This is a genomic window from Cupriavidus sp. 05N39 (assembly GCF_056397325.1).
Genome location: NZ_JBFTNE010000008.1, coordinates 106,562 through 126,772 on the forward strand (window position 1 = coordinate 106,562; position 20,211 = coordinate 126,772).

At 59.7% G+C, this 20,211-nt stretch carries 21 protein-coding genes and 2 pseudogenes; 11 read left to right on the forward strand and 12 right to left on the reverse strand.

From position 1 onward, the window contains the following. The first annotated feature begins 6 nt into the window (after window positions 1-6). Together AC1DN0_RS06155 and AC1DN0_RS06160 are read left to right on the forward strand one after the other, a co-directional pair. On the forward strand, window positions 7-756 hold the full coding sequence (locus AC1DN0_RS06155; protein WP_441627153.1) for a creatininase family protein: 750 nt from the start codon (window positions 7-9) through the stop codon (window positions 754-756). 77 nt (window positions 757-833) lie between these two features. Next, on the forward strand, window positions 834-1,298 hold the full coding sequence (locus AC1DN0_RS06160; RefSeq protein ID WP_441627155.1) for a RidA family protein: 465 nt from the start codon (window positions 834-836) through the stop codon (window positions 1,296-1,298). A gap of 179 nt (window positions 1,299-1,477) precedes the next feature. On the opposite strand, the gene AC1DN0_RS06165 is transcribed toward AC1DN0_RS06160, so the two are convergent. Continuing rightward, a complete protein-coding gene (locus tag AC1DN0_RS06165; protein ID WP_441627157.1) occupies window positions 1,478-2,065 on the reverse strand; it encodes a cupin domain-containing protein in 588 nt (195 codons plus the stop codon). 184 nt (window positions 2,066-2,249) lie between these two features. Here AC1DN0_RS06165 and AC1DN0_RS06170 point away from each other — a divergent pair, with 184 nt between their 5' ends. From AC1DN0_RS06170 to AC1DN0_RS06180, 3 genes are all read left to right on the forward strand, one after another. Further along, a complete protein-coding gene (locus tag AC1DN0_RS06170; RefSeq protein ID WP_441627159.1) occupies window positions 2,250-3,524 on the forward strand; it encodes a M20 family metallo-hydrolase in 1,275 nt (424 codons plus the stop codon). Window positions 3,525-3,659: 135 nt separating this feature from the next. Further along, window positions 3,660-5,006, forward strand: a complete 1,347-nt coding sequence (locus AC1DN0_RS06175; protein ID WP_441627161.1) for an MFS transporter — start codon at window positions 3,660-3,662, stop codon at window positions 5,004-5,006. Window positions 5,007-5,172: 166 nt separating this feature from the next. Next, on the forward strand, window positions 5,173-6,648 hold the full coding sequence (locus AC1DN0_RS06180; RefSeq protein ID WP_477143314.1) for an amidase: 1,476 nt from the start codon (window positions 5,173-5,175) through the stop codon (window positions 6,646-6,648). 262 nt (window positions 6,649-6,910) lie between these two features. Here AC1DN0_RS06180 and AC1DN0_RS06185 read toward each other — a convergent pair whose 3' ends face one another. Beyond that, entirely contained in the window at window positions 6,911-7,891 is a 981-nt protein-coding gene (locus AC1DN0_RS06185; protein ID WP_441627165.1) for an alpha/beta fold hydrolase, read from the reverse strand. A gap of 322 nt (window positions 7,892-8,213) precedes the next feature. Between AC1DN0_RS06185 and AC1DN0_RS06190 the strand changes: the two genes are divergently transcribed. The 3 genes from AC1DN0_RS06190 (at window position 8,214) to AC1DN0_RS06200 (ending at window position 9,409) form a co-directional block, all read left to right on the forward strand. Then, window positions 8,214-8,645: a DUF6130 family protein gene (locus AC1DN0_RS06190; RefSeq protein ID WP_441627240.1), complete on the forward strand. Its 432-nt coding sequence runs from the start codon at window positions 8,214-8,216 to the stop codon at window positions 8,643-8,645. Between the two features lie 42 nt (window positions 8,646-8,687). After that, the gene (locus AC1DN0_RS06195) at window positions 8,688-9,128 is read left to right on the forward strand and encodes a MarR family winged helix-turn-helix transcriptional regulator (RefSeq protein WP_441627167.1); all 441 of its coding nucleotides are present in this window, start codon (window positions 8,688-8,690) and stop codon (window positions 9,126-9,128) included. Window positions 9,129-9,286: 158 nt separating this feature from the next. Beyond that, complete coding sequence (locus AC1DN0_RS06200) at window positions 9,287-9,409, forward strand: hypothetical protein (protein WP_441627169.1); 123 nt, start codon at window positions 9,287-9,289, stop codon at window positions 9,407-9,409. 211 nt (window positions 9,410-9,620) lie between these two features. On the opposite strand, the gene AC1DN0_RS06205 is transcribed toward AC1DN0_RS06200, so the two are convergent. The 5 genes from AC1DN0_RS06205 to AC1DN0_RS06225 form a co-directional block, all read right to left on the reverse strand. Beyond that, on the reverse strand, window positions 9,621-10,676 hold the full coding sequence (locus tag AC1DN0_RS06205; RefSeq protein WP_441627171.1) for an alpha/beta fold hydrolase: 1,056 nt from the start codon (window positions 10,674-10,676) through the stop codon (window positions 9,621-9,623). A 37-nt stretch (window positions 10,677-10,713) separates the two neighbouring features. After that, window positions 10,714-11,706: a carbon-nitrogen hydrolase family protein gene (locus AC1DN0_RS06210; protein WP_441627173.1), complete on the reverse strand. Its 993-nt coding sequence runs from the start codon at window positions 11,704-11,706 to the stop codon at window positions 10,714-10,716. A gap of 79 nt (window positions 11,707-11,785) precedes the next feature. Then, window positions 11,786-12,328, reverse strand: a complete 543-nt coding sequence (locus AC1DN0_RS06215) for a MarR family winged helix-turn-helix transcriptional regulator (protein ID WP_441627174.1) — start codon at window positions 12,326-12,328, stop codon at window positions 11,786-11,788. 478 nt (window positions 12,329-12,806) lie between these two features. Beyond that, window positions 12,807-13,190: a hypothetical protein gene (locus tag AC1DN0_RS06220; RefSeq protein ID WP_441627176.1), complete on the reverse strand. Its 384-nt coding sequence runs from the start codon at window positions 13,188-13,190 to the stop codon at window positions 12,807-12,809. Between the two features lie 86 nt (window positions 13,191-13,276). Next, entirely contained in the window at window positions 13,277-13,810 is a 534-nt protein-coding gene (locus tag AC1DN0_RS06225; RefSeq protein WP_441627177.1) for a tautomerase family protein, read from the reverse strand. A gap of 109 nt (window positions 13,811-13,919) precedes the next feature. Here AC1DN0_RS06225 and AC1DN0_RS06230 point away from each other — a divergent pair, with 109 nt between their 5' ends. Both AC1DN0_RS06230 and AC1DN0_RS06235 read left to right on the forward strand, forming a co-directional pair. Then, complete coding sequence (locus tag AC1DN0_RS06230) at window positions 13,920-14,960, forward strand: GlxA family transcriptional regulator (protein ID WP_441627242.1); 1,041 nt, start codon at window positions 13,920-13,922, stop codon at window positions 14,958-14,960. A gap of 228 nt (window positions 14,961-15,188) precedes the next feature. Then, window positions 15,189-15,358, forward strand: a pseudogene (locus tag AC1DN0_RS06235) (DUF1059 domain-containing protein). Window positions 15,359-15,705: 347 nt separating this feature from the next. On the opposite strand, the gene AC1DN0_RS06240 reads toward AC1DN0_RS06235, so the two are convergent. The 4 genes and pseudogenes from AC1DN0_RS06240 to AC1DN0_RS06255 all read right to left on the reverse strand — a co-directional run. Next, window positions 15,706-15,846: an epoxide hydrolase N-terminal domain-containing protein gene (locus AC1DN0_RS06240; protein WP_441627179.1), complete on the reverse strand. Its 141-nt coding sequence runs from the start codon at window positions 15,844-15,846 to the stop codon at window positions 15,706-15,708. 359 nt (window positions 15,847-16,205) lie between these two features. After that, the gene (locus AC1DN0_RS06245; protein ID WP_441627181.1) at window positions 16,206-16,760 is read right to left on the reverse strand and encodes a thioredoxin family protein; all 555 of its coding nucleotides are present in this window, start codon (window positions 16,758-16,760) and stop codon (window positions 16,206-16,208) included. Window positions 16,761-16,826: 66 nt separating this feature from the next. After that, complete coding sequence (locus AC1DN0_RS06250) at window positions 16,827-17,243, reverse strand: organic hydroperoxide resistance protein (RefSeq protein WP_441627183.1); 417 nt, start codon at window positions 17,241-17,243, stop codon at window positions 16,827-16,829. Between the two features lie 487 nt (window positions 17,244-17,730). Further along, a pseudogene (locus tag AC1DN0_RS06255) lies at window positions 17,731-17,973 on the reverse strand (redoxin domain-containing protein); the annotation flags it as partial. Between the two features lie 434 nt (window positions 17,974-18,407). On the opposite strand from AC1DN0_RS06255, the gene AC1DN0_RS06260 reads away from it, so the two are divergent. Next, window positions 18,408-18,668, forward strand: a complete 261-nt coding sequence (locus tag AC1DN0_RS06260; RefSeq protein ID WP_441627185.1) for a DUF2188 domain-containing protein — start codon at window positions 18,408-18,410, stop codon at window positions 18,666-18,668. A gap of 317 nt (window positions 18,669-18,985) precedes the next feature. Here the strand turns inward: AC1DN0_RS06260 and AC1DN0_RS06265 are convergent, their stop codons facing one another. Further along, entirely contained in the window at window positions 18,986-20,173 is a 1,188-nt protein-coding gene (locus AC1DN0_RS06265) for a hypothetical protein (RefSeq protein ID WP_441627187.1), read from the reverse strand. Window positions 20,174-20,211 lie beyond the last annotated feature (38 nt).

A 20,211-nucleotide genomic window follows, 5' to 3' on the forward strand; every position in this document is an offset into this window, starting at 1 on the left:
GTCGTCATGCTTCTACATCTCTCCACCTGGTCCGAAATCGAGCAGTTCCTCAAGCGCAGCCGCACGATTGTCGTGCCGATCGGCTCCAACGAACAGCACGGTCCCACAGGGCTGCTGGGTACGGACTGGCTGTGTCCCGAAATCATTGCGCGTGAATCGGAAAAAACCGCCGATATCCTCGTGGCCCCCACGTTTAACATCGGCATGGCACAGCATCACCTCGGCTTTCCCGGCACCATCTCGCTGCGCCCGTCCACGTTCATCGCCGCGATCGGCGACTGGACCCGCTCGCTGGTGGTGCATGGTTTCGAAAAGATCCTGTTCCTGAACGGCCATGGCGGCAATGTCTCGTCGATCGATGCCGCGTTCTCCGAGCTGTACGCCGAAGCAAGCTTTGCGCGTCGTCGTGCCGGCTTCGCACTGAAGCTCTGCAACTGGTGGGATCTCGAAGGCGTGGGCGAACTGGCACGAGACCAGTTCCCGACCGGCCACGGCGCGCATGCCACGCCTTCGGAAATTGCGATCACGCAGTGGGCCTTCCCCGATTCGATCAAGGCGGCCGACTATGCGCCGCCCATTGCCCCGACCGGCCCGATCCGCGAAGCCCTCGACTTCCGTGCCCGCTTCCCGGACGGACGCATCGGTTCCGATCCAGGCCTGGCAACGCGCGAGAAAGGCCGCGCACTGGTCGAACTGGCCGCGCAGTCCCTCGCGCGCGAACTCGAAGCCTTCGGCCGCGAGCCGATGCCGGACTGAAACCGGTCCGCCGGCGCCACATGTCTCGCGATGACTCCCCGTGGCGCCAGCCATCTTGCCCTCCATCGATAAACATCATGCAATCACACGATATCCACCAAAGACTGAAAGCACTCGACATCGAGCTGTCCCCCGCAGGCGCGCCGGCTGCCGCGTACGTAATGAGCGCGCAGAGCGGCAACCTTGTCTACCTATCCGGCCACATTGCGAAGAAGAACGGCAACGTGTGGGTTGGCAAGCTCGGCGCCACGATGTCGACGGACGAGGGACGCGCCGCGGCCCGCGCGGTCGCGATCGATCTGCTGTCGACGCTACAGGCCCACACCGGCGATCTGAATCGCGTCAAACGCATCGTCAAGGTCATGAGCCTGGTCAATTCAACGCCCGACTTCACCGAGCAGCATCTGGTCACCAACGGCGCATCGGAACTGTTCGTCGACGTGTTCGGCGATGCCGGCAAGCATGCGCGGTCGGCATTCGGTGTCGCACAGATTCCGCTGGGGGCCTGCGTGGAGATCGAAGTCTGCGTCGAACTGGACTGAGGCTTAAGATCGAACCAAACCGTGCGCACGGACGAACTCTCAAGGTCCGCGCGACAATCTTCAGCGCGGCAACCAGTTGCTCACGCGAAGCGGCACAGGCCAGGCTCTTGAGCGCTTGCCGAATACAGGGCAGCGGCGATAGCTTCGGAGCAGTCGGCTGCCACCTCGTTGGCGACGCTCTAGAAGCTTTGCGGAGTATTGACCCACAGCACCCGGGCATCGACGGAGCCGATATTCCTGTAGCCGTGAGGAAGGTGCGAAAGAAAGAAAAAGGAATCGCCTTTCTTCACAATCGTCTTCTGCTGGTCCACCGTCAACTCGAGCTCCCCTTCCAGCACATAGCCCATTTCTTCACCCTGGTGCTCAAGATAACCCTGAGATGAGGTGCCGACCGGAATATGATGAATATTCGCCTCCAGCAACGTGCACAGCTGATTTGGAAGTAGCGTTTCCAACGCGACGCCATTTCCCGCGCGTTGGTGCTCGGTCCGGAGCGTCTGCCGCTGTCCCTCGCGCATTACCGTGACCACGCCGCCCGCATCCGTCTCTTCCGAGAAAAGCCTGGCAACACTGATTCCCAGATTCACAGCGATCTTGTGAATCATCGGGAGCGAAGGGTGTACTTTGTTATTCTCGACTTTCGAAAGGAAACTTTCGGTACATCCGACCTTTTCTGCCAGTTGGCGCAAACTCAATTTCCGATTAAGTCTGGCATGCTTCAACCGGCCACCAATTACAATTTCCTGATTTTGTCCGGTATTTTCCATAAATTATACAACGATTATATCTGGCTCGGCCAAATGCGAAGTATAACCGCATTCGTGTGCGCATACGCCAAATGATACCCTTGAGTCACAAGTAAAGACAGGATGATTCCTGTTAGTCAAGTTACTTGACTAACAGGAATCAAGTCGGCAAACTGGCTCGCAACACAACAAGGTAAGCAGCCAGATGAACGCCCCCACTCCTTCCTCCTCTCTCACCCAAATCGGTCCTTGCATCAACAGCCAGCGGCTCTGGGAACATGTCTGCGCCATGGCAAGGATCGGCGCCACGGCCAAAGGCGGTGTCAACCGCCAGGCGCTCACCGCGGAAGACACCCAGGGCAAGATGTTGTTGCTCCAATGGGCATCGAGGCGAGGCTATCAGACCTCGATCGACCCGATCGGCAATCTGTTCATCCGCCGTCCCGGAAAGAACCCGGGTCTGAGGCCGGTATTGACGGGTTCACATCTCGATTCCCAACCGACCGGAGGCAGGTTCGACGGTGTCTACGGCGTGCTCGCAGGTTTCGAGGTACTCGAGACGCTAGACGATCACGGTATGGAGACCGAACACCCGATCGAGCTCGTTGTGTGGATGAACGAGGAGGGCTCAAGGTTCCCCCCTCCCACGATGGGTTCCGCCGTTGCGGCCGGCGCGCTGCCGCTGGCCAATGCATTGGCGATCAAGGACGTCAACGGTTTCGATGTGGAAAGCGCACTGAAGGCCCAAATCGCGGAGCTGCCGGTACTGGAGAAGCGCCCGCTTGGCATGAGCGGCTTTGCCTATATCGAAGCCCACATCGAGCAGGGCCCCGTGCTCGAGAACCAGGCATGCGATGTGGGCATTGTCACGGGAATTCAGGGGCTTCATGCCTACGAGATCCAGTTGCTAGGCGCTGAGGCCCACGCGGGCACCACGCCGCTGCGGCATCGCAAAGACGCATTGGTGGCCGCCACCACGCTCATCGGACGCATTCGCGCCGCGATAGACGACCCCGAGGATATCCTGCGCTTCACCGTCGGAAGGCTGGAGGTCTATCCGGGATCGCCTAACACCGTGCCAGGCCGCGTGACATTCAATATCGATTTGCGGCATCCCGACCCCGACTCCCTGCTACGTGCCGGCGAGACGATCCTTCAGCTTTGCTCCGGCGAGATCGAGGGCTGCCCGGTGTCGGTGAAGGTTCTGTTGAGGTCCACGCCGATAACGTTCGACGATCGCGTGGTGGCAACCGTGCGCAACGCTGCCGCCGGTCGGGCAATGAAATTCCTTGACATCGTATCCGGCGCGACTCACGACGCCAAGTACACCGCACACCACATCCCCACCGGCATGATCTTCGTGCCTTGCGAAAAGGGCATCAGCCACAACGAGGCCGAGAACGCGCGCGAAGTCGATGTCGCGGCCGGGGCGCAGGTCCTCTGCGACGCCATGCTGGCGATCATGTCCGAACAACTATAGGCAACCGCCACCGGGAAGTGTCGGTCCACATGAAGCGAAGTTGCCACGCAATGACGCCAGAACCATTTCGACCACACCTCCCGGCGCCGATGCGCGCCGGGGCGACGCTATACACACCAACCAAAGGAGAGGTCTATGTCTCAGAAAGACCAAATTTCATGGCGCGGGACGGACGGTGCGTCCCTCTATCGAAAGGTAGATCTACGCCTGCTGCCACTGCTGTTCATTGGCTTCATGTTCGCCTATCTGGACAGAGTCAACGTAGGCTTTGCAAAGCTTCAGATGCAGAGCGACCTCGGCTTCTCCGACGCCGCCTACGGCATCGGGGCCGGAATATTTTTCGTGGGCTATGTCCTGTTCGAGGTGCCAAGCAATCTCTTGCTGCCCAGGGTTGGCGCCCGGCTTACCTTTAGCCGCATCATGGTGCTCTGGGGTATTACCTCGATGTGTATGGTGTTCGTCAATAGCGTCCCGGTGTTCTACGCCCTGCGCTTTCTGCTGGGCGTCTTCGAAGCCGGCTTCGCGCCGGGCGTCCTGTTCTACCTGTCGCGCTGGTATGGTCCGAGCCGCATTGCCGGCGCAATTTCGATGGTTTGGCTTGCGGGCCCTTTCAGCGGAATTGTTGGCGGGCCGCTGTCGGCGTGGATCATGACGGCTTTCGCCGGTACGGCGAACCTCGCCGGATGGCAATGGATGTTTCTCATTGAAGGCGCCCCCACCCTTGTGCTTGGCGTCGCGGCCTACTTCCTGCTTGTCGATGATCCATCCAATGCGAAATGGCTCAACGACGCGGAGAAACGCGCACTGGCCGCGGAAACGAACACGGCTGCGGACCGGCGGCACGAATCGTTCCTCACGGTACTGCGTGATCCCAAGGTGTATATCCTGGCGGCTGCCTATCTGTGCATCATCGCGCCGATCTACGCCTTGAGCTTCTGGCTGCCGACGATCATCAGATCCGCCGGTGTCACCAACACACAGACGCTCGGATGGTATGCGGCCATTCCTTATGTGGCTGCGGCGTTTGCCATCTTCTTCGGTGGCCGTAGCTCCGACAGGCGTCAGGAGCGTCGAATTCACATCGCCGTGCCGGCCGCCATAAGCAGTCTTTGCTTCATTGGCTGGTACCTTGCCGACGGCAATCTCGCAGTGACACTGGTATGCGTTACCGTCGCTACCGGCCTGATGTGGATGGCCAACATCGTCTTCTGGGCCGTTCCGCCCGCGTACATCAAGGGCGACGCACGAGCGGGAGCCATCGCCCTGATCAATACGATTGGCCTGTCTGGCGGCTTCTTCGGCCCAAGCATCATCGGTTGGTCGAAATCCGTGACCGGCAGCATCTACCCTGGGTTCCTGCTGATGGCAGCGCTGTTGCCGATGTGCGCGTTCATCATCCTGTTCCTGCGCCTGAAGCCCAGGGCCGATACCGCGCTTCGCCACGAGTCGCCCATGCCGGCCAGCGTGCATCAAGCGAAGTAAATCTCCTCTGGCCAGTGATCGCGCATGCCAGTAGTCACTCAACTATGAAGCCGCCGGGGAGTGCGATGCGGGACGAACGTCCTCCATTGCCTGCGGTCAGACCAGACAGGCGCGCAGCCCTTGCGATGCGCGCCCTCCCAATGTGTCGCTGAAAGAGAACGTCCAAATGAAGCTCGCCGAATACACCGCCCTTGACGGCATGGGCCTGCATCACCTCATCGCCACGCGAGAAGTGACCGCAATGGAAGTAGCGCAGGCCGCATTGGCTGCCATCAAGGCGGTCAATCCCCAGGTAAACGCTGTGCTCGATTATTGGCCCGAAGAGGTGGAGATACAGTCAGCTGGCATCGTGAGCGCCGATCCGAGACCGCTCGGCGGCGTGCCGTTTCTCCTCAAGGATCTTGGCGTTGCCATGCGGGGACGCAGGAGCGAAATGTGCAGTCGTTTGGCGATGGGCACCGTCGCAAAGGAAGACTCGTACGTGATGACGAGTTTCCGTCAGGCAGGCCTGATCACGCTTGGGCGAACAACCATGCCGGAACTGGCGGTCAGCACGACGACGGAACCCGTGCTGTACGGCCCGACGAGGAACCCCTGGAGTCTGCAACATGGCGCGGGCGGATCGAGCGGCGGTGCGGGAGCGGCGGTGGCCGCCGGTATCGTTCCCATTGCGCATGCGACGGACGGAGGCGGATCGATACGGGTGCCGGCCTCCTGCAACGGGCTCTTCGGTCTGAAGCCGACCAGGGGACGCGTGTCGAACGGGCCCTACGTGGACGAAGTATGGAATGGTCTGGGCGTGCATTTTGCCGTGAGCCGAACTGTGCGCGACAGTGCGGCGCTGCTTGATGGCATCCACGGCGGCGGCGTGGGCGAGCCCTACTACATTGCCCCGCCCAAAGCCAGCTATCTGTCGGAGATCCGGCAGCAGCCGGGAAATCTGAAGATCGGGTTCATGATGAATCCATTCAATGCCGCGCGTACCGACACGGGGGTTGCTGATGCCTTGAGCAAGGTGGCCAGGACACTTGAGTCCCTGGGTCATCATGTCCATGAAGTAGCGCCAGATTTGGGTGTGAGCTGGGACGCCTTTGTGCTATGCAATGCGCAAATCTGGGCTGCCAACGCGGCGCTCCGGATCAACGGCATTGCCGCATCCACCGGACGAACGGTGGATGAAAAACACCTCGAACCTGCAACGCTCGCGCTCTATCGATACGGCATTGAGATTGGCGCCGTAGACCTCCTGTCGGCATTGCAGGTCAGGAATACGGTCACACGGGCGCTGGGGCGGTTCTTCGGCGACTACGACATTCTGCTGACACCGACGCTACCCGGACTTCCGCCTCGGATTGGTGAATACAACGGGGTAGAAACATCCGTCGATGGGCTTGGCTGGATCGCGCACGTTTTTAGCCAGTCACCGTTTACCGCGTTATCGAACGTGACCGGAACGCCAGCAATGTCAGTGCCGCTTTCCATCGCCCCCCAAACAGGTCTGCCAATCGGGTCGCATTTTATGTCTGGCTTCGGGCGGGAGGACACGCTGTTCCGTCTGGCCGCACAATTGGAAACGGCATGTCCCTGGCGCGGACAGCGGCCACCAGTATGGGCAGGGTCAATCGTCAATGAGAGGACGTAGCAGCTATCCAGTCTGCATCTGGCAGAGTGACTTGCACGCGGGAAATCCGATTCCCGTGTCTGGACAGCACCGGCGAACGGTGGAAGCGATCGGTGAAAGCGATCGGCCTGCGCGTGGGTCCGCGCCCGCTGAGGCTGCGTCACGTGCGTTTCGCACCCGACGAGGGCGCAACGGAACGAACTGCCGCGCTTATCGACGACGCACGACTTGGCAAAGCCGCCGGATCAAACGCGCCCGGCGGCTGGTCGACCTTTACTTGCCATTACTTGCCATCGAACGCGCTACGCACCTCCGCGATGGTCGTCTCCTTGCTTTGCAGGTGTGGATAGTGGCCAATGTTCGGCAGCACTTCGAAATCTAGGTTGGCGCGCTTCGCCAGTTCCTCGCCCATCTCTTTCCGGACATAGATGTCCTGCTCTCCCCAAATCACCTTGACGGGCGTCTTCAGCTTCGCCAGATTTTTTTCGAAATAGTCCTCGTCGCGGGTGAAGTGCGAATAGTAGTGATAGAAGGCATCGGCGGTCGTCAGTGTTCCGTTTGGCCAGCCACGCGCCATGTCAGCCTTCAATTCCGGTGGCACCTCATAGTGCGACGCCGCGGGCAAGCCGCGCGTGAAGGCATTCTGCAGAATCTCGTCGCGCGTCTTGTTGAACGCCGCCCGCACCGCTTCCGCCGACTTCGGCTCCTTCAGGCCTTGCAGTCGCTCCTGCATATATTGCGGTCGGTTGAACGGCGCGAAGTCGCCAACGATGATGCGCTTCGCAATCGCGGGATCGTCGATGGCCGAGAGCAAGGCGGGCAACGCGCCAATGTCGGTCGCATAGATCACCAGATTCTGTTTGTCGATCCCAGCCTGTTCGATGTAGTCTTTCAGCACCTTGGCGTAATCACGCGGCGCATAGGAGAACTTGTCCGCGGAAGGCCGCGACGAATCGCCGTAACCCGGCCAGTCAAAGGCATGGATCTCGTAGTCCTTGCTCAACTCCGTAGAAATATCTTTCCAAGCGTAGATCGTCTCCGGGAATCCATGCAGGAACAGCACGGTGCCCTTCGGCGTGGTGTTGTGCACAACCAGGCGCCTGACCTTCATATCGGGATTGATCTGCAAATACCCGATCTCGGGCTCCGCTTTCGTCGTATGCCCGATGCTCGCGCAACCGGCCATCAGTGCCACTGCGACGGCGCCGATGGCGCCAACGGCGCCTGCGGCAAGCAGTCGGCGCTTTTTGGATTGGTTCATCATGTCTTTCACCTCGTTGATCTTAAGAAATACAAGAGCGCTCTCGTTGTATATGCAACATTTAAGGTCAGGCATGTATCTGCCCTGTGGCGGGCCGGGCGCAGTTTTGTACGGCCACGTATCCGCTTTCCTTCCCAATACATTCCCATACACGCGGCCACTGGCGGCAGGGGCTTTCATTGCGCAAACTTCGTCTCGCAGGCAGTCATGCTGTCGTTGTAACGAGACCACTCCCTTTCTTCATCGCGTGTCTATTCTGTACTTACGCGTGAATCCAGGTGAATTCGTGCGTCGAGCAACCGCCTGCGACAAAAAGGACAAAACCATGGGCTCCCGATCTCTACTCAAACAACTCTCCTTGGCCACGGCTGGGGTAGCACTCTGCGCAAGTGCTCTCGCGCAGACGCCACCTGCGATACTTCCGCTCAATTCCGAGCCGCCGCCGAAGCTGATCCCCTACTCGCCGCTGCCCGAGCCGTTGGCCCGGGGGGTGGTGATCGTGCAGTTCCGGACCGAGAATTTCCGCGTCATGCCGGTTTTCGGCAAGACGGCCGTCGAACTCTCGCCGCGTATCGGGCACCTGCATGTGACAGTCGATAATGGACCCGCCACCTGGGCCCATACCAGCGAGGACCCTGTCATCGTGGTAGGCCTTGCACCCGGTCCGCACAAGCTGAAGCTCGAGCTGGCCGACCCAAGCCACAAGATCCTCGCCAGCGAAGTCGTCCCGGTCACGGTGCCGGACGTGAAGCGTTGATGCGATGGATTGCCTGATATGAGTCCGGCAGCACGGAAAAAGATGGCCGACACGATGGGCAGCGAGATGCTCCGTAACTGCCTCCTGACGCGCACCCGGCAGATCTCCCGGGTGCTGACCGCCGTCTATGACGATGCGCTGCGGCCAATTGGCATCAATGCACCGCAGTTCACGCTGTTGGTGATGGTGCATGAGCTGGGCCCGATCAGCCGCGCCGACCTCGGGCGGCGCAACCACCATGAGCGCTCGACGCTGACGCGGAACCTGCAACCGCTGCTGGCGCAGGGATGGCTCGTCGAAGGCGCGCCGGAGAAGGATGGCCGCACTCGGCCGCTGACCGTCACCGCGCAGGGAAAGGCATTGCTGCGCAAGGCCGCCCCTGCGTGGTCGACGGCGCAGGCCCAGGCCAGAGCGCTGGTCGGCGAACAAGGCGCCGGCGCCATCATGGGCATCGCCAAGGAGTTGCCGAAACGAGGCGCCTGATCGCGCCGTCTTTTTTTTGCAGTTCATGTTGCATACGCAACACCATCGCGGCGCACGATGCCGCATCCAATTAGAAGGAGATTTGCCATGACCATCGTAGAAGCCGCAGCCGTGCTGAGCAAACCGCGCGCCGCCGCATGAGTATCAGGGGACGCATCTTGAAGACCATCGTTACCCGCATTGCGGCTGGGGCGGCCCTCGCCACCGGCCTGATCCTCGCCCTGCCCGGCACTGCGCTGGCAGCCAATGCACATGCCGGCACAGAAAACGCCCGGCAATGAATTGCCTCGCACACCGATGTGTCCGACACAACGCTCGTGAAGTCGCTGCCCGGATTCCGCAACGCCTATGCCGACGTCAACGGCGTCCGGCTGCACTACGTCATAGGCGGCAAGGGCGAGCCGCTGGTATTGCTGCCAGGCTGGCCGGAGACGTGGTGGACCTTCCACAAGATCATGCCGTCACTGGCGGAGCACTACGTGTTGGGGTCTCTCAGGTCGCCGGTCCGATGGTCTGCAGGAAGTCCACCATCGTCCTGGCGACGAGTTCGGGGCGCTCTTCCTGAACGAAGTGGCCCGTGCCCTCCAGATTCACAGTAGTCAGGTTCGACACCTTCTGTCCAATGACCTTCTTCATCCATCGGTAGGCCGGGCCACCCATCGCCAGAACCGGCATCTCGAGCTTGCCGTAACCTTTGTTGTCTACCACGTCCTGCGTGAAGGCCTGATACCACGCGTTGCTTGCACGAATGGCGTCGGCACTGTTGTACGCGCGCTCATACACGGCTCGGTCCCGCGCGTCGATCGCACCCTCGTCCACCAGGAAGTACTTGAAGAGCCAATCCTGCTCGACCCGGATACGACCGGCGAGCAGCTTCTCCGGCAGCCCTTTGACCTGGTTGAAGGCAAACCACCAGAGATACGGATGGGCGAAGTCGAGCTTGTCGCCGAAGGTGTTGTGCGCGGGTAGAAGCTGGAACGACAACAGGCTCTCGTCCGGGTGCGGCAGCTCCAGCATCACCAGCTTGTCGATGGCCTGGGGATAGTTCGCCGCATACGCGAAGGCCACCGCAGAGCCAATGTCATGACCTGCGACACTGGCCTTGTCATAGCCCAGCGATTTCACCAGCTCGTGAATGTCCCGTGCCATGGTCTTCTTGTCGTAGCCTTCGGCGGGCTTCGACGATGCGCCCATGCCGCGCAAGTCCACGGCGATGACGGTATGATGCTCGGCGAGCGTCGGCATGATCTTGTGGAAGGTCCACCAGGTCTCAGGCCAGCCCGGCAGCAACACGAGCGGCGCGCCCTTGCCGCCGACGACGTAGTGCAGCCGTACACCGTTTACCTCGGCGTAGCCGTTCCTGAATCCCGGCAACGACTTCACCAGCGCCGCATCTGACACGTCGGCAACCTTTGCGGCGGTGGTCTTCTGAACGGCCGCCGCATCCGTGTGAGCTTTGGAGGTCGCCCCTGCGTAACCTGGGGAGGCGGCCACCATGAGAGCAGCAAATGCAGCGGCCGCAGTGCCAATCCTGACAATCGAGTTCAAAGAAATCTCCATGATGTATAGGGCTAGCTGAACGGGCTCAAGCAACTGTGGCGCGCGGATCCTCCGGGCCTTGCTCCGCGCTCGGCACGGCATGCCCAGCGCGTTCGTGAACGTGCGCGGTGGGCGTACGGTCGATCAGGAGACTGAGCAGCTCTGGCCGGTTGTAGTGGCCGGCCGAGTCCATCAAGGCCTTGCGTCGGTCGATCAACGAGAAATCAAGATCGGCGATGACCTCGCCCTCACCCGAGCGGATAGGTTCGCCCAGCAGCATGCCCTCCGGTGTCACGATGGTGGTCAAGCAACCGCCCGAGATCGGACCGATCGCGCAGCCCGTGTCCTTCATGATCCGCGCCTGCTGGTCGGCGTCCAGCCAGGCCGTTGCGTTCACGACGAAGCAGCCGGACTCCAGCGCATGCTGGCGGATATTGATTTCCATCCTTTGGGCAAACCCTTCGCCGAAGGCAGACCCCGGATACATGGCCGAATGGATCTGCTCGCCGTCGGCAATCATCGCGTAGCGCGCGAGCGGGTTGTTGTGCTCAAAACATGCGAGTTGGCCAATGCGGCCGACCTTGCTGTCGACGGCGCGCAGGCCCGACCCGTCGCCCTGGCCCCAGATCATGCGTTCGAAATGCGTGGGCGTGATCTTGCGGCGGCGCTGGATTAAGGTGCCGTCTGCGTCGAAGAGCAGTTGCGTGTTGTAAATGGTGCCGCCGTCACGCTCATTCACGCCGATGGACACCACCATGCGCGCCTTGCGAGCTGCCTCGCCGATTGCGTCGGTGGCGGGGGACGGCACCGTCACGGACTGCTCAAGCAGCCTCAACTGCTCATTTCCGGACAGAAGCTGAATGCCCGTCTGGACCGCGGAAAAATACGGGTAGTAAGGCACCACGGTTTCCGGGAAGGTGGCGAACTGCACCCCCTTCTCACCAAGCTCGTGGATCTTCTGCACGACTTTCTCGACGGTTGCCTCACGGCTGTAGAGGACAGGGCTGATCTGGACTGCGGCGGCTTTGACGACTTTCATTGCAAACTCCTTGACTGATAAAGACGGGCACACAGGCGCCCCTGGTGGTGTTGCATATGCAACTTTGAGAATAGAAAAATCAAATCGTGCGGCGCGGCAACTCGCCCGCGATGCCCATTAGCGCGTCGGCCCCAGCCTCTCCCAGCAGGGCTCTCGCTTTTGTCTGCGCAGTCGACCATGCGGACGCAGCGCTGCTAAGCAATGCTCTGCCTTGTTCCGTGAGCGAAAGGGGGCGACTGCGGCCATCGCCTCCGGGGAAGCCTTCGGCGACCCACCCCTGCGAGATCAGGGGTTGCAAAATCCTTGTAAGCGTCGACCGGTCATGATGGTTCTTGCGACCGAGATCCGAACGGCTGAGTGGTTCATGCTCCGCGATAAGCACGAGCAGGCTGAACTGAGGGGCGTTGATGCCGAACAGCCGTAGCGCGTCGTCGTAAATCGCTGTCAAGACCCGCGAAATCTGCCGCGTATGCGTCAGCAGGCAGTTCTGCGCGATCTCGCTGCTCACGTCATTACCTGCTTTGTGCTGAATGTCTAACGTCATGCTCGGCTCATGCTGCATATGCAGTACATTGATGGACAAATTCCAGACTGCCAGCGATTCATCCGTTTGAGCGAGCATGATCGAGGTATCTACATTGCTGTGCGGACTCACCACCGTATGGACGTATTTGAGCGCGCCGGCGAATCCGGGATATGTCTGGGAAAAATGGTTTCTGTGAGTGCACGTATCAGAGCGCGCAGCAGATACATTGCGATGCAAGGAGAACCGTGTCGGCGCACATGGTGAACCCGCTCTTGTCTCAACCGCGCGCCGCCAGGCCAGTCGACGATCAGGATGTGCAACCGCCCTCGCAGTACATTGGCGTTGATCGAGTCGTGGACGTCGATGCTCGCCCTGAAGCCTGGTCGTCGCTCTGGGCCTGCACGCCCGTAGTGGTCCGGCGCGCTACTGGCCCGATGGGACATCGAATCGAGGGAGAACAGTCATTCAAAAGTGGTCAATACTCCGGAAGAATTGATAAATTCCGCGCCGAAACGATCAACTCGAACCCGGGGCCGCATTCACGGCGTCGGCTTCCGGTCCGGTCAGATAGAGGTCACGGAACCGCTCGTCGACCCGCTCCCAAATCAGTTTCGAAAAACAGCATCGCGGCATTCAGCGGACGATGGTTGATCACCACGGAGTCAGCCTCACCCTGTTCGTTCAGGTGCTCCACGAGTAGAGTCTCGATTGGCATGCCCTGAATCTGCGAGCGGTAGGACTCCATGTATCGTCCGTTGCCTGTCTCGCCCTTGTAGCTGTGATGCTGGAACTCGTAGAGCGAGACTGCGTGCTTGATCACCGACAGGATGTCAGCCCGCCCTTCGACCGGACGCTTCAGGACGGTCGCCTCAAGCGTCGCATTTTCGGCTAACCTGGCCAGCCAGAACGGCGGGCCGCCGACAGGAGCCAAGACTGGCGCTGTATCGTTGAATTTCATGTTCGGTACTCAATCGATTGTATGAACGTTGTCAGCGAACACGGGCATCCTCTTCCGTCCCGCCGAACAAATCACGAGGAACGCTGCTAAGACCTGGCAATTCCAGCGCTGGCGGCATCAACAGCGGCTCCTAGCGCGATTCGTGCCTTCTCGCGCCTTCGCCGCGCGAGTCGCTCCACGCCGACACTCCGTTCGGATTCACCGGCCAGAAGTGCATGAATGTCAGGCAGCGTGTAAATGGCGCCACGACTGCCCCAGGTACCGTCCGGAATCTCCGTCGGGAAAACCCAGACGCGCGGTGCGACCTCTTCGAACGGTCGGTTCTCGGCGCGGGCTACCGCTTCTGTGACTGCCTTAACCAACGCTCTACGTGACTCGACAGTGTATTGCCCCTCAGGCGCCGAAGGAATGATCCGGTAGCGCGGTGCCTTCGAGCGTTCCCCGCCGACGAATACCGCGGCCGGTCTATGGAGATGAAGCACGGTGACTCCCTGCGCAATCGGATTGCCCGGGTCATAGCCTTCCGCTTTGATCAGGATGTCAGTCAGTTCTCTAACCAAACGTGCTTCCGCTTCAGGCGTCAAGGCATCGTCCGGCCACAGCGCGTCGATCATTGGCATGGTCGCAGTCCTTCGTCATGTGTTTCGGTTTGGCGATCATCGCGCTTTACGGGAGAATCTGGAAGTGGCAGTATTGCCATCATTCGAGGAATATCAGACACATACGCAAATGATCACGATCCGGATCTGGGTCTATGACGGAATTCTGGCATCCGGCGTCGCGGGGCCCATCGACGTCCTCAACGCTGCCAATCACCTGAGCGCACGGGAAGGCACACGTAGGCCCAACCCTTTACCCATGTTCGCGTGGCGCGTGGAATCGCTTGACGGGCAACCGGTCAGGGCTGCTTCGGGCCAGAGCATTGCGGTGGACGGCAAAATCGATCCACGCAAGCGTGCAGACGCCGTTCTGATTACGGCCCCGTTTTTTTCCAACATGGATGAGTTCATCGGCCGCCGGGAGCAGTTGAACGCGCTGTCTTCGGCGCTACGGCGCCAACGCGAGGCGGGAGCCGTGCTGGCCGCATACTGCACGGGCAACTATCTGCTTGCTGAGGCGGGCTTACTCGACGGCCGGGTCGCCACGACACACTGGGCCAAAGCGCCTGACTTTGCCCGACGCTATCCGCGTGTCGAAGTTCGAGCCCGGGAAGTTCTGACCGGGCAAGATGGCATTATCTCGGGCGGTTCAGTGACGTCTTATCTCAACCTCGCCGTGCGGTTGGTCGAAATATTCGCCGGTGAGAAACTTGCCGCGACGACCGCCAAGTCGCTATTGATCGACATGAACCGGACTTCTCAGGCTTCTTACGCCAAGCTTCTCGACGACCACGGACATGCCGATCCGCTCGTCGCGCAAGCTCAACAGCGCATGGAGGCGACACTTCATCAGGGGTTTCGACTGAGTGAACTCGCCGCGTGGCTCGCTGTCAGCGAGCGGACGCTTAACCGACGTTTCAAGCAGGCAGTAGACCTTGCGCCATTAGCGTATCTGCAGAACCTGCGCATCGAAGTGGCCAAACAATTGCTGGAGTCAAGACCTATCGGCCTCGATGTTGTCAGCCAGCGCGTCGGCTATGGAGACCTCAGCACATTTCGACAACTGTTCAAGCGCAAGACCGGTCTCTCGCCGAGCGAATATCAAATGCGATTTGCGCGCGCCTCTGTCGCGGACGATATAGAACGCGAGTCGCGTGGCATTGTTGATTGACAATCCGGAAAACCGCTGAGGCCGAATGCCCCTGGATCTGCTCGAGCAAGCAGTCGTTTGCGCAAATCGATGGACAGCCTGGCCGTCTGGATTGGCCGATGAAGCAATGTTCGTCGCGACGAATCGAATGGCCGTTTGCTGAGCGGACCCGACGTCCGAACGTCCGAGCTATGACGTGGGCGCATGGCGCTTCATGGCCGGGATTGGTCTTACCAACTCTCGGTTGCGATCTCGGAAGCGCGGCCCCTCAACGGCACCGTGGCGCTCAGCGTCAACGGTGGAAACGAACGACTCGAAGTCGAGCCCAGCATGCCGTGGCGGTGCATCAGCATCAGGACACCTCCGAGCTGCACACCCCGTTAAAGGCATTGCTCAAGGCGGGCTCCCCACCGGCCTGAACGAACCTGGGTTGGCGCACCGCCAACCGCCACGTCTATGCGCCGCCGTGCTGGTCTGCTGACTCGACCGCGCGATACGCTGATTCACCCATTCGGCGACAAACGGCGCCACCGCGATGAAAACCGAGCCAACCAAGCCAAGCGCGTGGCTGTCGACCCATGTTTGCGCATCGCGCGGGGATCAACGTGCGTCGCCATCTTGATCAACTCGCGACCGAGCTGAGCTGGGGTGAGCAGGTCATAGGCCTGCCACCTCGGGCGGCACTGCGATCATCATGCCGGCATAAATTGCCCGGATTTCGCTGGCGAGGTAATACGGTGAGAGCTCGATGTCGCTGGTATCCAGCTCATGCCGGATTCTCACTGCAGTCGCGCCAGTCGTAGCCCGTCTCCCAGTAGCGCACAAGCGCCTGGACCTTCGCGAGCTGCACGCCTTGTCTTCGAAGCCAGAAACCCCATTTCAGCGGAGGCGTGTATTGGCGATGCATCGGTCGGGGGGGATTTCTGTAACCTTTTGTCCTCGCGGCGGCGGCGGACACATTGGAATACAAAGCGGACCCACGCCGAGCCACTACTGCGAGCCGCCGGTGGTTGAGCAACCCGGGGCRACGTGCGCCCGAGCCGTCTTAGTCAGCGGCCGTACACGAACATTCGGACTGATCCTACACGGCACTGAAGGCAACTTCATCGTCGGCTACTGCGCTTCTGTCACGTCGGTGGGCTTGCGTCAAAGAAGCGGCCACTCTTACTGCCCGACATAACCGTTAAATGGCCGAACTGCCGCCCGCCTCGAAGCGGCCGGAGCGATGTTGGGACCCCGTGAACTGGGCTCCCTGATTTGCTCGCATCAGGCCGGCTGCGACGGCTTGCGCTCCGCCAGGAGTTTCTGGATGACAGCCTCCGTCTCGGCATAGCTGCCTTCGCCGAAGTGCTGGTAGACGATGCGGCCGTCGGCGTCGATCAGGTACAGGGCGGGCCAGTACTCATTGCGGAATGCCGACCACGTGCCGTACCCGTTGTCCTGCGCTACCGGATAGCGGACGTCGAGGCGCCCGAGTGCGGCCTGCACGTTGGCCGTCGACTTCTCGAAGGCGTATTCGGGCGTGTGTACGCCCACAACGACCAGGCCCCGGTCCTTGTACTTCTCGTACCACTGCTTGACGTAGGGCAGCGTGTTGATGCAGTTCACGCAGGAGTACGTCCAGAAGTCCACCAGCACTACCTTGCCGCGCAAGGCCTGCATAGACAGTGGCGGCGAGTTCAGCCATTGGCTGATGCCAGTGAACTCGGGCGCGGCACTGCCGTTAGCCGGCGGCGCACTGAAGGTGCGCGCGCCAGTCCCAATGAAGTAAACCGCGCCGATGACCAAGGCCACCAGGGCGGCGCGTAGATACGTGCGCATGGTTCGAGTACGTGAAAGATTGGAAGCGATGGCCTGCCAAGCGATGCAGGCAGGCCGCGATGCACGTCAAACCAGATTCAGCTCGACGTGGATGTTGCCGCGCGTCGCTTTCGAATACGGGCAGAGCTGGTGCGCTGCCTCCACTACGGCTCGCGCCACCTCACGGTCCACGCCTGGCAGGCTGACATTCAGGCGGGCCTGCAGGAAGTACGCATCGCCGGTTGTGCCCAGGTCCACTTCGGTATCGAGTGCCAAGTCCGCCGGCAGCTTAGTCTTCATCTGACTGGCGGCACGGCCCATCGCGCCGATAAAGCAGGCGGACCAGCCTGCGGCAAACAACTGCTCCGGATTCGTGCCGTGACCGTTGCTGCCAGGGGGCGACAGCTTAAGGTTCAGACGGTCGTCGTCACTGTGCGCCTGGCCATCGCGGCCGCCAGTAACGTGGACCTTTCCGGTGTAAAGCACATTTTCGATACGGATCATGATGGATCTCCTTGGACTGAGAGGGATTCGATTGCGCGTCCCGGTTACTTCGCACTTGTCTGGCGCCGGGCCACGCTATGGATTAAAGAAGACCGATGTATCCCCCACGTAGCGCGAAAAAGCCCTTCTGTCTGGGCAAGTATCCCGCTTGCTGCCAGATACAAAGGCATACAAAAATCCGGCGGCAGTGGCGGTGGGGGCAAGTTCCAGGCCGCCGGCTCCTTCAGTCGATGCTTGCGCCTGTCAGCTGTTCGCTGAGCTGCCAGAGCCGTCCGGCGGCGATGGGGTCTGTCGCTCGGGTACGTACGCCATGCAGCTCCCTCGAATCGTCGGGAGGGAGTGCACGGGCAATGTCGCAGTCGGCGCAGTAAACGCCGCCCATGCCGTCGAGTCTGGGATTCGTTGCGCACCAGAACGACGTAGCAGCGCCTTGATCCGGTGCCTTCTTGCTGTTCTGCGGATCAATGATCGGCCTTCCCTCCTTGTCGTAATCGCTGTCGACGGCCACGGGAAAACCGATGCGGAAATCGGGAATCGCGCGGCGGACGTTTTCGGGCCTCTTCTCGAAGGCGAACTCGGGTGTGTGCACGCCGATCACCGTCAGGCCCTGGTCCTTGTACTTGTCAGCCCATGCGCGCAGGTACGGCAGGGTGCGAATGCAGTTGATGCAGGAGTATGTCCAGAAGTAGACCAGTGTGACCTTGCCCCGCAACTGCTCGTCCGACAACGGGCGCTCCGCTGGCAGGTGGCCCGTGTTGCCAAACACCAGTTTAAGGTTGAGGTAAGATTTCTGGCGATTAATTGCATTTTTCTCGTCAGGGGGATGCTCGCCATGGATGTTGAAGATCGTCATTCGTGCGACTCGCGCTCATCATTCATGCGAGCATAGCTTTTCAGTGCGAAACAGGGCACCTGTGGGGCGTTTCGCCCGCTGCTTTTATTCGCAAGTTCGATGTAGTCTCAAGAATACGGAACATCATTCGCCCTGCTGTTGCCTTCCAGCAACGGTCGAAAAGCGTACTTGCGGACGAAATCCGGATAGAAATCAGAGCGGTTGGACCGTGTGATTGGTCTCGCATATGGTGAGCACCGGTCGCACGATCTCTGATCCTCAACACCGGAAGGCCGGCCAACACTGGGAGAGCAAACCTTCGGGAGACACCCATGAGTGGTAAAGCCAATGTTCACGTCGCGCCGCACGGGGAAGGTTGGGCCGTGACGCGAGAGGTCGCGGAGTACGTTCTCTCGCCCCACAGCGAGTTGGTGAATAGAATCGCCCTTGGCGTAGTGCTTGCCCGGCATGCCGGCGTCGAGTTGGTCGTCTTTGGCAGGGAGGGCCAAGTCCTCGTGCGCCACCACTCGCGGATCTGCTTGAGGTGGCCGGCCTCCCACGCAGCACCTTCTACGATCAGCAAAAGCTGCTGATTGGCTTCCCGGTCGGGCGCCTCCTTCTGGGACGCGATCGCCGACTACGAATCAAAGAAGATGACGAGTAGGACGCCGTTTCCCGCATCGCCCAATGCTATGACGAATGGATGGCAATCTTCGAACGGGCGCGTCCATCCCGCGCTGGCGCCTGAGCTCTCGAAAACCACAGAACAGTGCCATGAAAGTAAGCCCCATTGCCGGGCAAACCTGCCTAACGGAGCTCACCCAAAATCCATCCGCCGCTTAATGAGCAGAGTGACATCAATGCCTTGCTTCGCCTGCGATGTTCCTAGTTGACGGTGCCACCCAGTTCGCTAGCTTATCTCGCTAACGCCTGCATTAAGAATACGCTTATAAAAGCCGATTTCATTGATGATCGCCTTTCCACTATTTTCTCGCAGCAATGCCATCTGCTGCTGCGCGCGCGCCGTATCCCCTCGTTTCGCCGCGACGTAGCCCAAAAGCATCCATGGATAGCTTGCGCTTGGGTCGATCTGTGTGGACCAGGTTGGCGCGTGCGCATTCAGATAGGCATACCCAGTATCATACCGGCTTTGCGTCGCAACAGTATCGGACGATAAGGGAATTTCATTGAGCTGCGGAAATACTTGCGTGACCGTTCCAGGATAGAAATTCGGATTAATAGTACTATCGGAATCCGCGGCAAAAAATGCCGAACCATTGGATCTCCCCTGAATTCCAACCGCAACCGAATTTGCTACCTGGCTGTAATAGATCGAGTCCGAATCACCCAGYACCTTAAGCGCATTCGAAAAATCGACTAGTCCTCGGTAATTTTCCGTATTGTCCTCCGTGTAAGCAATATTTGATGGAGTAAAGCTCGGACAATGTGTCGTATTGGTTGGTGGTGTGTAGTCTTGTCGGTAAACAGAAATCAGACCACCCGGCTTTTGCGGGACTGCCAGATTTGCGTAGGCGATGGCTTTGAGGATGGACAAGTTGTTCCGAAACCATGTGACGTCGCCAGTCACCCTCATATATTCTGCCGCCAGGGACAAGAATGTTGAAGCATAAGAATCGTTAGAATCGGCTGGGCACTGTATTGGAGAATTTAAATCCCCGTTAAATTTAATGTCGTTTATTGTGTAGTTCACGCGACTGACATTCTTGATATACAGATCCATGTAAGCCCGCACCTCATTCTGGCGGTCCTTTATGAATCCGAACAAGCCAATATTTGCAAAATACCAGTTCAGCCAATTACTTCCAGAGCCAACTTGATAGGCTCCAGCAAAGGGGCCAGTTGTAATTTTCAAGGCATCAAGACTAGCAAGGATATCAAATCCTGATTTGGCGGACGCACCTGCGCTTGGATTTGCATTCTCAGGCTGATATTTTGTGGTTGAATTACCAATCACCGCGGTGGACTCTTCAGAGTTACCACCTCCATCACAACCCGCCAGGGCCATCGCGAGAGCGGTAAAGAGAACCAACCCCCTGGAGGGAAGGCGATACAAAGGGTAAATAGACTTCAATTCCATACTGTGGTTTATTGATTTAAATCTAGATTAAAACATGG

Coding starts and splice junctions, on each gene's coding strand:
- AC1DN0_RS06155 (WP_441627153.1), top strand. CDS start 7: ATGCTTCTACATCTCTCCACCTGGTCCGAAATCGAGCAGTTCCTCAAG.
- AC1DN0_RS06160 (WP_441627155.1), top strand. CDS start 834: ATGCAATCACACGATATCCACCAAAGACTGAAAGCACTCGACATCGAG.
- AC1DN0_RS06165 (WP_441627157.1), bottom strand. CDS start 2,065: ATGGAAAATACCGGACAAAATCAGGAAATTGTAATTGGTGGCCGGTTG.
- AC1DN0_RS06170 (WP_441627159.1), top strand. CDS start 2,250: ATGAACGCCCCCACTCCTTCCTCCTCTCTCACCCAAATCGGTCCTTGC.
- AC1DN0_RS06175 (WP_441627161.1), top strand. CDS start 3,660: ATGTCTCAGAAAGACCAAATTTCATGGCGCGGGACGGACGGTGCGTCC.
- AC1DN0_RS06180 (WP_477143314.1), top strand. CDS start 5,173: ATGAAGCTCGCCGAATACACCGCCCTTGACGGCATGGGCCTGCATCAC.
- AC1DN0_RS06185 (WP_441627165.1), bottom strand. CDS start 7,891: ATGATGAACCAATCCAAAAAGCGCCGACTGCTTGCCGCAGGCGCCGTT.
- AC1DN0_RS06190 (WP_441627240.1), top strand. CDS start 8,214: ATGGGCTCCCGATCTCTACTCAAACAACTCTCCTTGGCCACGGCTGGG.
- AC1DN0_RS06195 (WP_441627167.1), top strand. CDS start 8,688: ATGGCCGACACGATGGGCAGCGAGATGCTCCGTAACTGCCTCCTGACG.
- AC1DN0_RS06210 (WP_441627173.1), bottom strand. CDS start 11,706: ATGAAAGTCGTCAAAGCCGCCGCAGTCCAGATCAGCCCTGTCCTCTAC.
- AC1DN0_RS06215 (WP_441627174.1), bottom strand. CDS start 12,328: ATGCTCGCTCAAACGGATGAATCGCTGGCAGTCTGGAATTTGTCCATC.
- AC1DN0_RS06220 (WP_441627176.1), bottom strand. CDS start 13,190: ATGAAATTCAACGATACAGCGCCAGTCTTGGCTCCTGTCGGCGGCCCG.
- AC1DN0_RS06225 (WP_441627177.1), bottom strand. CDS start 13,810: ATGCCAATGATCGACGCGCTGTGGCCGGACGATGCCTTGACGCCTGAA.
- AC1DN0_RS06230 (WP_441627242.1), top strand. CDS start 13,920: ATGATCACGATCCGGATCTGGGTCTATGACGGAATTCTGGCATCCGGC.
- AC1DN0_RS06240 (WP_441627179.1), bottom strand. CDS start 15,846: ATGCATCGCCAATACACGCCTCCGCTGAAATGGGGTTTCTGGCTTCGA.
- AC1DN0_RS06245 (WP_441627181.1), bottom strand. CDS start 16,760: ATGCGCACGTATCTACGCGCCGCCCTGGTGGCCTTGGTCATCGGCGCG.
- AC1DN0_RS06250 (WP_441627183.1), bottom strand. CDS start 17,243: ATGATCCGTATCGAAAATGTGCTTTACACCGGAAAGGTCCACGTTACT.
- AC1DN0_RS06260 (WP_441627185.1), top strand. CDS start 18,408: ATGAGTGGTAAAGCCAATGTTCACGTCGCGCCGCACGGGGAAGGTTGG.